The organism is Paraburkholderia sp. ZP32-5, assembly GCF_021390495.1.
Lineage (GTDB): Bacteria > Pseudomonadota > Gammaproteobacteria > Burkholderiales > Burkholderiaceae > Paraburkholderia.
Genome location: NZ_JAJEJP010000002.1, coordinates 614,492 through 626,339 on the forward strand (window position 1 = coordinate 614,492; position 11,848 = coordinate 626,339).

At 64.6% G+C, this 11,848-nt stretch carries 11 protein-coding genes; 8 read left to right on the forward strand and 3 right to left on the reverse strand.

Annotation, left to right across the window (positions count from 1 at the left end; genetic code table 11):
- The first annotated feature begins 293 nt into the window (after positions 1 to 293).
- From L0U82_RS21590 to L0U82_RS21605, 4 genes are all read left to right on the forward strand, one after another.
- The gene (locus tag L0U82_RS21590) at positions 294 to 2,246 is read left to right on the forward strand and encodes an ABC transporter permease (protein ID WP_233834340.1); all 1,953 of its coding nucleotides are present in this window, start codon (positions 294 to 296) and stop codon (positions 2,244 to 2,246) included.
- A complete protein-coding gene (locus L0U82_RS21595; RefSeq protein WP_233834341.1) occupies positions 2,243 to 3,052 on the forward strand; it encodes an ABC transporter ATP-binding protein in 810 nt (269 codons plus the stop codon). The genes L0U82_RS21590 and L0U82_RS21595 overlap by 4 nt, the downstream gene beginning before the upstream one ends.
- Positions 3,049 to 3,762, forward strand: coding sequence for an ABC transporter ATP-binding protein (locus L0U82_RS21600; protein WP_233834342.1), 714 nt, complete (start codon positions 3,049 to 3,051; stop codon positions 3,760 to 3,762). Before L0U82_RS21595 ends, L0U82_RS21600 begins: the two co-directional genes overlap by 4 nt.
- Before the next feature lie 65 nt (positions 3,763 to 3,827).
- Positions 3,828 to 5,036, forward strand: a complete 1,209-nt coding sequence (locus L0U82_RS21605) for an ABC transporter substrate-binding protein (protein WP_233834343.1) — start codon at positions 3,828 to 3,830, stop codon at positions 5,034 to 5,036.
- 155 nt (positions 5,037 to 5,191) lie between these two features.
- Here the strand turns inward: L0U82_RS21605 and L0U82_RS21610 are convergent, their stop codons facing one another.
- Positions 5,192 to 5,443, reverse strand: a complete 252-nt coding sequence (locus L0U82_RS21610) for a hypothetical protein (RefSeq protein ID WP_233834344.1) — start codon at positions 5,441 to 5,443, stop codon at positions 5,192 to 5,194.
- Between the two features lie 156 nt (positions 5,444 to 5,599).
- On the opposite strand from L0U82_RS21610, the gene L0U82_RS21615 reads away from it, so the two are divergent.
- Positions 5,600 to 6,124, forward strand: coding sequence for a DUF6496 domain-containing protein (locus tag L0U82_RS21615; protein WP_233834345.1), 525 nt, complete (start codon positions 5,600 to 5,602; stop codon positions 6,122 to 6,124).
- 222 nt (positions 6,125 to 6,346) lie between these two features.
- Here L0U82_RS21615 and L0U82_RS21620 read toward each other — a convergent pair whose 3' ends face one another.
- Positions 6,347 to 7,675, reverse strand: a complete 1,329-nt coding sequence (locus L0U82_RS21620; protein WP_233834346.1) for an aspartate aminotransferase family protein — start codon at positions 7,673 to 7,675, stop codon at positions 6,347 to 6,349.
- A 264-nt stretch (positions 7,676 to 7,939) separates the two neighbouring features.
- Between L0U82_RS21620 and L0U82_RS21625 the strand changes: the two genes are divergently transcribed.
- The 3 genes from L0U82_RS21625 (at position 7,940) to L0U82_RS21635 (ending at position 11,160) form a co-directional block, all read left to right on the forward strand.
- The gene (locus L0U82_RS21625) at positions 7,940 to 9,355 is read left to right on the forward strand and encodes an aminotransferase-like domain-containing protein (protein WP_233837438.1); all 1,416 of its coding nucleotides are present in this window, start codon (positions 7,940 to 7,942) and stop codon (positions 9,353 to 9,355) included.
- Between the two features lie 211 nt (positions 9,356 to 9,566).
- Positions 9,567 to 10,028: a TadE family protein gene (locus L0U82_RS21630; protein ID WP_233834347.1), complete on the forward strand. Its 462-nt coding sequence runs from the start codon at positions 9,567 to 9,569 to the stop codon at positions 10,026 to 10,028.
- Between the two features lie 10 nt (positions 10,029 to 10,038).
- Entirely contained in the window at positions 10,039 to 11,160 is a 1,122-nt protein-coding gene (locus L0U82_RS21635; RefSeq protein ID WP_233834348.1) for a TadG family pilus assembly protein, read from the forward strand.
- A gap of 22 nt (positions 11,161 to 11,182) precedes the next feature.
- Here the strand turns inward: L0U82_RS21635 and L0U82_RS21640 are convergent, their stop codons facing one another.
- Complete coding sequence (locus L0U82_RS21640) at positions 11,183 to 11,806, reverse strand: LysE family translocator (protein ID WP_233834349.1); 624 nt, start codon at positions 11,804 to 11,806, stop codon at positions 11,183 to 11,185.
- Positions 11,807 to 11,848 lie beyond the last annotated feature (42 nt).

Sequence of the window (11,848 nt, forward strand, 5' to 3'; positions counted from 1 at the left end):
CGCTGCCAAACGCTGCCAGACGCCTTCAAGCGCTTTCCAGCCAGGCCCCAAAAGTTGCCCGCCAACTTTTGGGGCTTTTTCAATGGCCTGTCGGGTGTGCGGGCTTCACCGCCATGCCCGGCACGGATGCCGGCTTCGGCGTAGATTGGGTGTGGCTTGTTATGCGGGTTGATTCACTGGTAGTGTCCTGCCTTTGACGCGGGCGCGCAGGGTGCCGCCCGCGCTCCAACGCCTGCCGCCCGGGCCGCCGCTCCCGTCGTGCTGGCGCCGTCCGGCAAGCTGCCGAGGTCGTGATGCTTTCGAATCTGCTGGTGCAACTGGTTAACGGACTCGCCGACGCGTCGACGCTATTTCTGGTCGCCGCCGGTTTGTCGTTGATCTTCGGCGTGACGCGCATCGTCAACTTTGCACACGGCTCGTTCTATATGCTCGGGGTCTACGTCGCGTACAGCATCGCGAGCCGGTTTGGCCAGACCACGGGCGGCTTCTGGCTGTCGGTGCTGGCCGCCGCGCTGGCGGTCGCGGTGCTGGGCGCGCTGGTCGAAATCGTCGTGCTGCGGCGGATCTACCAGGCCCCCGAGCTGTTCCATCTGCTCGCCACTTTTGCGCTGGTGCTGATCTTTCGCGACGCCGCGCTATGGCTGTGGGGCCCCGACGATCTGTTCGGCCCGCGCGCGCCGCATCTTGCCGGCGCAGTCGATTTTCTCGGCCATCCGTTGCCCACCTACGATATCGCGCTGATCGTGATCGGCCCGCTGGTTCTGCTGCTGCTCTGGTATGCGCTGACGCGCACGCGCTGGGGCACGCTGGTGCGCGCCGCGACGCAGGATCGCGAGATGCTCGGCGCGCTCGGTATCAACGAGGCATGGCTATTTACCGGCGTGTTTTTCGTCGGCGCCTTTCTCGCAGGGCTGGGCGGCGCGCTGCAAGGGCCGCGCATGTCGGCGAACCTGTCGCTCGATCTGGATACGATCGGCAATGCGTTCGTCGTCGTGGTGGTCGGCGGCATGGGTTCGATTCCGGGCGCGTTTATCGCCGCGTTGCTGATCGCCGAGATCAAGGCGCTATGTATCGGCATCGGGCATGTGACCGTTTTCGGGTTTGGCCTGTCGCTGAGCCGCTTTACGCTGGTCGCGGAATTCGCCGTGATGGCGGTCGTGCTGGTGGTGCGGCCATGGGGGCTGCTGGGCCGTGCGAGCGCGCTCGTGCGGGGTCTCGGCGCGCCGGAGACGCCATTGCGGCCGGCCGGCAAGCGTCTGAAATGGCTGGCCGCGCTGGTGTTGCTCGCGCTCGTGTTGGCGCCGCTCGCGGCCAACGCGTTTCCGTATATGCCGGTGCTGCTCGTCGAAATCCTGATCGCGGTGCTGTTCGCGGCGAGCCTGCATTTCATCATGGGGCCGGGCGGCCTGCATTCGTTCGGCCACGCCGCGTACTTTGGACTCGGTGCGTATGGCGCGGCGCTGTTTCTGAAGGTGCTGAATCTTCCGATGGAAGCCGCGCTGGTGCTGGGCCCCTTGCTCGCGGTATTGGGCGCGCTGCTGTTCGGCTGGTTCTGCGTGCGCCTGTCGGGCGTCTATCTGGCGATGCTGACGCTCGCGTTCGCGCAGATCGTCTGGTCGGTCGTATTCCAGTGGGACGACGTCACGGGCGGCAGCAATGGCGTGCTCGGCTTATGGCCGTCGAACTGGCTGTCGTCGCCGGTCGCGTTTTACTACCTGACGCTCGCGTGCGCGGTGCTCGGTGTGTGGCTGCTGCGCCGCATGCTGTTTTCGCCGCTCGGATATGCGATGCGCGCAGCACGCGATTCCGCGCTGCGTGCCGAGACGATCGGTATCGACGTCAAGCGCGTGCAATGGGCATCGTTCGTGATCGCCGCGCTGTTTTGCGGGCTCGCCGGATCGCTATATGCGTTTTCGAAAGGCAATATCTCGCCTGAGGCGATCAGCGTGAGCCGTTCGGTCGACGGCCTCGTGATGGTGCTGCTCGGCGGCTTGCAGACGTTGAGCGGGCCGATCGTCGGCGCGGCGGTATTCACATGGCTGCAGGACACCGTCGCGCGTCAGACCGACTACTGGCAGGCGCTGCTCGGCTTCGTGATCCTGTTGCTGGTGATCGCGTTTCCGCAGGGCATCGTCGGCTTCGTGCGCGAGCGTTTCGGCGATACCGCCTTCGATCAAGCCGACGCGACCTACGACAGCGGCGCAGCGCCGTCGCAACGGGCGGCCACGGTCGAGGAGGGGCGATGAGCCTGCTGCGCGTGAGCGGTCTGTCGAGATCGTTCGGCGGCGTCAAAGCCGTCGATGACGTGTCGTTCGAGCTGCAAGCCGGCGAACTGCTGGCGTTGCTCGGACCGAATGGCGCGGGCAAATCCACCTGCTTCAATATGGTCAACGGCCAGTTGCAGCCGTCGGCGGGCTCGATTCTTCTCGATGGTCATGAGCTGGTCGGCATGCGTCCGCGCGATATCTGGCGGCGCGGCGTGGGCCGCACGTTCCAGATTGCCGCCACGTTCAATTCGATGACGGTGCTCGAAAACGTGCAGATGGCGCTGGTATCGCACGAGAAAAAAACCTTTGGTCTGTGGAAACCGGCACGCGCCCGCTATGCCGACGAAGCGTTCGCGCTGCTCGAACAGGTCGGTATGAACGCGCACGCAAGTCGCGCCTGCGCTGTGCTCGCGTATGGCGACGTCAAGCGCGTCGAACTGGCGATCGCGCTTGCGAACCGTCCGAAGCTGCTGCTGATGGACGAACCGACCGCCGGCATGGCGCCGCGCGAGCGCAACGAACTGATGGCGCTGACGCGGCGCCTTGCGACCGAACACCGTATCGGCGTGCTATTTACCGAGCACAGCATGGATGTCGTATTCGCGTACGCCGATCGGCTGATCGTGCTTGCACGCGGCAAGCTGATCGCCGAGGGCGATGCCGAAACGATCCGCAACGACGCGCGCGTGCAGGAAGTCTATTTCGGCACCGGCAAGACTTTTCGTCCGCATCTGCCGCTGCCGGATGCGGCGGCCGGCACGCGAGAACGCGGAGTGCCGCAATGAGCGAACCGATGCTGAAAGTCGCCGGCCTCAATGCGTTTTATGGCCGCGCGCATATTCTGTTCGACGTCGGCTTTGAAGTCGGCCGCGGGGAAGTGGTCGCGTTGATGGGCCGCAATGGCGCGGGCAAATCGACGACGCTCAAAGCGGTGATGGGCATGCTGCCGCAGCGCCGCGGCGAGGTGATATTTCGCGGCCGGCCTATCGGCGCGCTGCCGCCGCACAGGATCGCGCGCATGGGCGTCGGCTTCGTGCCCGAAGATCGCCGCGTGTTCGCCGACCTGACGGTGATGGAAAATCTCGACACCGGCCGCCAGCCGCCGCGCGACGGCATGCCGCAATGGACGCCGGAAAAGCTGTTCCAGCTGTTTCCGAATCTCGGCGAAATGCCGAAACGCCCGGGCGCACAGATGAGCGGCGGCGAGCAGCAGATGCTGACCGTCGCGCGCACGCTGATGGGCAATCCGTATCTGCTGCTGCTCGACGAGCCATCCGAAGGCGTTGCGCCGGTGATCGTCGAGCAGATGGCGAATATGATTCTCGAACTCAAGCGCGCGGGGCTGTCGGTTCTGTTGTCCGAGCAGAATCTGCACTTTGCCGAACTGGTCAGCGACCGCGCGTATGTGCTTGAAAAAGGGCAGATCCGCTTTAGCGGCACGATCGGCGAACTCGCGCGCAATGAGACCGCGCGGCACGCTTATCTCGGCGTATAAGCGCATCGCGCCCGCCATTCATATGCGATTAAAACCCAGCAATCCTTCTGATAACGGAGCAACACATGACCACACGCGCAGGATGGATCTCTCGTCTTATCGTGTCGGCCGTGTGCTCGTTGAGCGCCTTCGGCGCGAGCGCACAGCAGACCATCAAGATCGGCGAGATCAATAGCTATAAGGCGCAACCCGCCTTTCTCGGGCCTTATAAAAACGGCTGGAATCTCGCGCTCGAACAGGTGAACGCGGCGGGCGGCGTGCTCGGCAAGCAGCTCGAAGTGATCTCGCGCGACGACAACGGCAACCCTGGCGACACGGTGCGCGTCGCGCAGGAGTTGATCGCGCGCGAGCAGGTGCAGTTGCTGTTCGGCGGCTTTCTGTCGAACACCGGCCTTGCGCTGACCGATTTCGCCAAGCAGAAGAAGATTTTCCTCCTCGCCGCCGAGCCGCTGACCGACAAGATCGTCTGGGCCGACGGCAATAAATACACGTACCGTCTGCGTCCTTCGACCTATATGCAGGTCGCGATGCTGGTGCCCGAGGCGGCCAAACTGCACAAGAAGCGCTGGGCAATCGTGTATCCGAACTACGAGTACGGGCAATCGGCGGTGGCGACCTTCAAGAAACTGCTGAGCGCGGCGCAGCCCGACGTGCAGTTCGTCGTCGAACAGGCGACGCCGCTCGGCAATGTCGACGCGGGCGCGGTCAGCCAGGCGATCGCCGATGCGAAGCCGGATGCGATCTTCAACGTGCTGTTCAGCGCGGATCTCGGCAAGTTCGTGCGCGAGGGCAATACGCGCGGGCTATTCAAGGATCGCGCGGTGGTGTCGTTGCTGACCGGCGAGCCCGACTATCTCGATCCGCTCGGCGCCGAAGCGCCGACCGGCTGGATCGTGACCGGCTACCCGTGGTATTCGATCGATACGCCGGCCAACAAGAAATTCGTCGACGCGTATCGCGCGCGGTATCACGACTATCCGCGAGTCGGTTCGGTGGTCGGCTATTCGGCGCTGATGTCGATCGCCGACGGTATCAAAAAGGCCGGTTCGACCGATCCCGACAAACTCGCCGCCGCATTCAAGGGGCTCAACGTCGAGACGCCGTTCGGGCCGATCATGTATCGCCCGCAGGACAACCAGTCGACGATGGGCGCGTATGTCGGCGTGACCGGCGTGAAGGACGGCAAGGGCGTGATGACGTCGTATCGCTATATCGATGGCGCGAGCGTGCAACCATCGGATGCCGAAGTAAAGAAGCTGCGGCCGGCGGATTGAACGCGCGGCGCGCGTCGGCTTGCCGTGACGGGTGCTTTGGCGCTGTGTGAGCGCCACCCGATCCGGCAGCCGGCGAGAACCCGCGGCTTGTGCCACGGGTGAGTAGGAAAGCGGGCTAGCGCGACGTCCAGTCCACTGCGCTAGCCCGCGAAAAACTACTCTTCAGCGTCGTGCTCGGTGACAAAGCGTTTCAGATAAGCGAGCACGGCGGCCTCCATCGCCCGATGATCGGCGGTGCTCTTCGAACCCGCGTTTTCCTCATCGCCGAACAGCGTGGACGGCGCGTTATGCACGTCCACCTCCTGCCCCTCGCGAAACACGCGAATTTCATGGACGTCCTCGGCGTATTCGGCGATCCAGTGCACGCCTTCGATATGCGCACCCGCGCGAACGTTAGCTATCTTCATGGATATCTCCAAGGCTGCCGGGACGGACCCTGCGCCGACCCTTGCTCACCACCATACGCCGTCCCGCTGATGCGCGCGAGCCCCGGTCTCCAAATTCCCGGCACGGCCGTTGCTGCACGTTGAGTCCGTAGTCGCAACCTCAACCGGAGAACTGTCATGCCAGAGCAGAAAACCTTGAAACGTGCCGCGGCCGATAAGCGCGCCGGCAAGTCGGCGAGTACTCAAGCCGGCGAGTTCGTGAAGGAACAGGTGGACAAGGTGCGCGCCGGCAAGCACGGCGTCAGGTCGCCGAAGCAGGCGATCGCGATCGGTTTGTCCGAGGCGCGCCGCGCGGGCGTCGATGTGAAGCCGCCGAAGAAGGGCGCGACGAGCGAGGCGACCCGCAAGAAAGCGCAGAAGGATAGCGCCGCGGGCAAGCACGAAGGTACCGCGAAAAAGAGCGCGAGCAAGGAGTCGAGCGCGAAACGCTCGCGCGTGTCGGAGAACGTACTGAAGCGCGAGAGTAGGGCGGGGGCGTCGCCGGCCGCGATGTCGAAGCAGGCGAAATCGGCGGCGGCCAAACGGCCCGCGGCCAGCCGCTCGGCCGCGGCGAAAAAGGCTGCGGCGACCAAAGGCGCGGCTGGCCGTTCGGCGGCCGCGAAGAAGGCCGCGCATACGCGGGCTTCGCGCGCGCATCATTGAGGCTGGTGGGGGGGCTAGTAAGGGCGCTGCGAAGTGAAGCGCCTGAAACGAGGTGCCCGTAGCGAAGTGCCCGAAGCAAGGCGCTGGAATCAAGGTGCCTGAAGCAAAGCGCACAAAGCAAAAGAGCGGCGCACGCATCCACGTGCCACCGCTCTTTTGTGTTTGTCCCCACGTGGAGAGCTGCCTTACGCACTCTCTCCCACAAGCATTCGCTCGCTGCGCTTACTGCACAGTCGCAAGCACATCACCGACCGTCTTGAAGATATGCGCGATCTGCTCTTCATCGATGATCAGCGGCGGCGAAAACGCGAGGATATCGCCGGTGAAGCGGATCAGCACGCCCGCTTCGAAGCATTTGACGAACGCCTCGTAAGCCCGCGCACCCGGCGCGCCCTCTCGCGATTCCAGCTCGATGCCCGCAACCATGCCGAGGTTGCGCACGTCCTTCACATGCTTCGCGCCGCGCAGCGCATGCGCTGCGGCTTCGAACGACGGCGCGAGCCTTGCCGCGCGCTCGAACAGATTCTCGCGGCGATACAGGTCGAGCGTCGCGATGGCCGCGGCGGCGGCCGCCGGATGCGCCGAATACGTATAGCCATGGAACAGCTCGATCGCGCCCGGCGCGCCGTTGCCGACCACCGTGTCATGAATCGTGCGGCTTGCCGCGACCGCGCCCATCGGGATCGACGCGTTGTTGATCGCTTTCGCGAGCGTGATCAGATCCGGCGTGACGCCGAAGTATTCGCTCGCCGTCGCCTTGCCGACGCGCCCGAAGCCGGTAATGACCTCGTCGAAGATCAGCAGGATGCCGTGCTTCGTGCAGATGTCCCGCAGCTTTTGCAGATAGCCTTGCGGCGGAACCAGCACGCCGGTCGACCCGGCCACCGGTTCGACGATCACCGCGGCGATCGTCGACGCGTCGTGCAGCGCGACGATGCGCTCCAGTTCGTCGGCCAGATGCGCGCCCCACGCCGGCTGGCCCTTCGAGAACGCGTTGTGTTCGAGATCGTGCGTATGCGGCAGATGATCGACTGCCGGCAGCAACGCGCCCGAGAAGGTCTTGCGATTCGGCGCGATACCGCCGACCGAAATGCCGCCGAAGCCGACGCCGTGATAGCCGCGCTCGCGCCCGATCAGACGCGTGCGCTGTCCTTCGCCGCGCGCGCGATGGTAGGCGAGCGCGATCTTCAACGCGGTGTCGACCGATTCCGAGCCCGAGTTCGTGAAGAAGATGCGGTCGAGGCCGGCCGGCATCAGTTCGGCGACTTTCGTGGCTGCTTCGAACGCGAGCGGGTGGCCCATCTGGAAGGTCGGCGCGAAATCGAGCGTCGACAACTGTTGCGTGATCGCGGCGACGATTTCGTCGCGGCTATGGCCGGCGTTCACGCACCACAGGCCCGCGCAGCCATCGAGAATCTCGCGCCCGTCGCTGCTGCGGTAGTACATCCCTTTTGCCGATTCCAGCAGGCGCGGCGCGGCCTTGAACTGGCGGTTGGCGGTAAAGGGCATCCAGAAGGACGACAGATCGTCGATGACGGGGCGCGAAGTCATGGAATTTCCTCGAAATGGGTTGGGGAGGCCGTCCCCGATGAGGAAAGGGACTTCCTGCGTAGCCAAAACTGTAGCGCTCGGGGTTTAATGGCGGCATAAACAGTTGCCGAAGTGTGGTGCTAACTGTGCTGGCGAATTCGTAGGGACTGTATTGTTCCGTGCGAACCGCGCATTTCGGCATCGATTGGCATCGACAGCGGCATTGCACGCATGCGTCCGGCCGCCCGCCGCGGCCGTTTTCTGTCCGGATTTTTCGTCCGCATCATGATCGAACTCGAACTTCAGCGCGACCGGCGCGCGTCTTCGACGCTCGTCGAGCAGGTCGTCCAGGGCTTCGCGCGCGCGATCGAAGCGCAATCGCTGCGCGCGGGCGCGCTGCTGCCGTCGGTGCGGCAGCTGGCACAAAGCCATGCGCTGAGCACCTTCACGGTGACCGAGGCCTACAACAGGCTGGTATCGATGGGGCTGGTGGTCGCGCGACGCGGCTCCGGCTACCGGGTCGCGGCGCGCGGGCCGGCCACGCGCGCGGCGGTCGCCGACTGGCAGCCGCCGAGCCTGACCGCGAACTGGCTGCTGTCCGATGTGTTCGCCGATCATTCGGTGCCGATCAAGGCGGGCTGCGGCTGGCTGCCGGGCGAGTGGATCAACGAGGCCGGGCTGCAACATGCGTTGCGCGCGCTGAGCCGGGTACCGGCCGCGCGTTTCGGCGACTACGGTCATCCGTATGGCTTTGCGCCGCTGCGTGAGCGCATCGCGGAACAGCTCGACCGGCGCGGTCTGCCGGTCGAGGTGACGAACGTGCTGCTGACGCAGGGCGCGACCCAGGGGCTCGATCTGATCGTGCGCACGCTGCTGCGCGCGGGCGACGCGGTGATCGTCGAGGATCCGGGCTACGGCAATCTGCTGCAGATCCTGAAGCTCGCCGGCCTCGTCGTGCATGGCGTGCCGCGCACGCCGGCCGGCGTCGATACCGATGTACTCGACGCGCTGGTCGCGCGCCACAAGCCGAAGGCGATCTTCGTCAACACGACGCTGCAGAATCCGACCGGCGCGACCTTCGGGATGTCGGCGGCGTTCCGCTTGCTGCAGATCGCCGAGCGCGAGCGCATCTGGGTCATCGAGGACGACGTCAGCCGCGAACTCGCGCCGCCCAGCGCGCCGCTTTTCGCCGCGATGGAGGGGTTGCGGCGCGTGCTGTATCTCGGCGGCTTTTCGAAGACGGTGACGCCGGCCTTGCGTTGCGGCTATGTGGTTGCCGAGACCGCGGTGCTGCGCGAACTGGCGCGCACGAAGATGGCGGTGGGGCTGACGTCGTCGGAGGCGATCGAGCGGATCGTCGACAAGGTGCTGATCGAAGGGCGCTACGCGCGCCATGTCGACACGGTCAACGAACGGCTGAAGCTCGCGCACGCGGCGCTGGAAGAACGCTTCGACGCGCTCGGGCTCGAGATGTTTCACCGGCCGCGCGGCGGCCTGTTCGCGATGGCGCGTCTGCCGATCGAAGCGGAGCAGGCCGGCGCGGTGACGACGGCCGCGCTCGCGCACGGCATCTGGCTTGCGCCGGGTTCTTACTTTCGTCCCGACGATGCGCCGAGCGCATGGTTTCGCTTCAACGCACCTTATTCGACCGACGATGCGCTGTGGCGCTTTATCGAGCGGGTCGGGCAGGGAAAGCTGTAGGCGCCGGCGGCAGCGAGCCGCTTGGCGAGACTGATCACGCATTGCCGAACACCCTGGCAATCACATCACCCTCAGCGTGCGCTGTCCAACAGTGGTGGCGCACCAGCCTGCCTACATTGGGCACAACCGGCTCACATCTGAAATCCAATATCGCCGGCCAAGCGCAGAAGCAGATCTCGATGCTTCGGGTAATGCGTTAGAAGGGGGGACCATGAACGATAAAAAATATCAGCCCGTGTATGCGCGTCGTCGCGCGAAGCGGGTAAGCCAACCGGCACAGCGCGGCGCGGCGGCGGTGGAATTCGCGATCGTGCTGCCGTTCCTGCTGCTTGTCGTATTCGCGATCGTCGAGCTTGGCATCGCGCTGTACGACAAAGCGGTGATCACCAATGCCAGCCGTGAAGGCGCGCGCGCCGGCGTAGTGCTGAAAAGTCCCAAGCCCACCACAACCGACGTCCAGACCGTCGTGACGAACTACACGTCGAGCTATCTGCTGACGTTCGGCACGAAGTCCGCGCCCTCGGTGACCACCACCGGCGCGGGCGGCACGTTCGGTCAGCCGCTGTCGGTGACGGTCTCCTATCGATACACGGGGCTCGGCCTCGGCCGGATGCTGTCGGTCTTCACCGGTCCGGTCACGCTGTCCGCGACCACCGTGATGAACAACGAATGAGGGGGCCATCATGCGCACGGGGAGCAGAAAGAAGGAGCGGGGCGCCGTAGCCGTGATGGTGGCGTTGATGCTGATCGTCCTGCTTGGGATCGCGGCGCTTGCCGTCGATATCGGCAATCTGATGGTTGCGCGCAACGAGTTGCAGAACGCCGCCGATGCGGCCGCGATGGCGGGAGCGGGTTGTCTGAAGCCGCGCACCGAGTGCGGTAACAGCACCGCCGGCCAGCCGGACTTTACGACCGCGCAGGCCACGGCATCGACGTTCTCGACGTCGAGTTCGACCAACCAGGTGCAGGGCGCCTATGTGAAAGCCAGTACCGTATCGACCGGCTACTGGAATGCCACCGGCACGCCGTATGGCATCGAGGCGCTGCCGTTCACACCGGGAACCAGCGATATGCCCGCGGTGCAGGTGACCATTCTGAAGGACGGCTCGAATGCGAACGGCTCCGTCGCCGCGTTTCTCGGCCGGGTGTTCGGCGTCCGGGCACTGAAGGCGAGCGCGGTGGCGACGGCGGTGCTGTCGTCGCCGGGCAGCGTGGGGCCGCACGGGCTGTTTCCGATCGCGATGTCGAAGTGTCTGTACGACAACTACTGGAATTCGACAACCAATACGCCGAAGAACGCGCCGAATAACGGTGTCGTGGCGGGGATTTCGTGGCCGAATCAGGTCGCGGGGCAGCCGTATATTTTTCAGATCGGCTCGTCTTACCACTACGGCACGTGCAATTCAGGGCAGTGGACGACGTTCAGCGTCAGTAATCAAAGTGCCAGCTACTTAAACGGCCTGTTGACGAGCGGTAATCCGACGACGCTCTCCATCGGATCTTCGCCGGGGACGTGGATGCAGAGCGGCACTGAAAACTCGCTTTTCAACGCCACATCCGCCTGCAGCGCCGCGGGCAATGGGCAATGCGCGTGGGCGACGGTGGCGGTGGTCAGCGATCCGTCGGCAAGCGGATTTCAGCCTGTCGTGGCGTTTGCCTGCCTGCATATCCTGGATGCAGCAAAGGGCAAGGACCCGTATGTGCTCGTGCAGATGTCCAACGATATGAGCCACTGCGAAACGATCGCCTCGGGCGGCGTCGGGCCGAACTACGGCGCTTATACGCCGCCGAGGCTGGTGCAGTAGAACGCATCCAGCGCGCTCACGCTCACGCGCCGTGGCCCAATAGCTTCAGCGCGATCGGATACAGCGAGAACACCAGCAGCAGCGCCATCGCGACATTGAAAACACGCAGCCGCTTCGGATTCGCCAGCACCTGACGCATCGCCGTGCCGAACCCTGCCCACAGGCAGATGCACGGAAAGCCGATCACATAGAACACCACGGCCATCGCCACGACGTTCATGCCGTAGCTCTCGCTGAGATGAATCGTCGTGGCGGCGGTCAGCACCATCATCCACGCCTTCGGATTGACCCACTGGAACGCGATCGCCTCGTGAAAGCGCATCGGGCGGCGTTCGCCCTTTTTGAGTTCGAGCCCGCCCGACGTGCCGATTTTCCACGCCAGATACAGCAGATAAGCAACGCTGACGACTTCGAGCACCGTGTACAGCACCGGGAAATGCATGAACGCTTCGCCGAGCCCGATGCCGACCGACAGCATCAACAGCACCACGCCGGCACTGATACCCGACAGATGCGGCAGCGTGCGGCGAAAGCCGAAATTGACCCCGGAAGCCAGCAGCATCGTGTTGTTCGGACCGGGCGTGATCGAGGTGACGAGCGCGAACAGAATGCCGGCGGGCAGCGCGCTGAGAGTGACAGAGGACATGGAGGGCTCCGGTGTCGGCGGAAATGGGTGAAGGTCATTCTA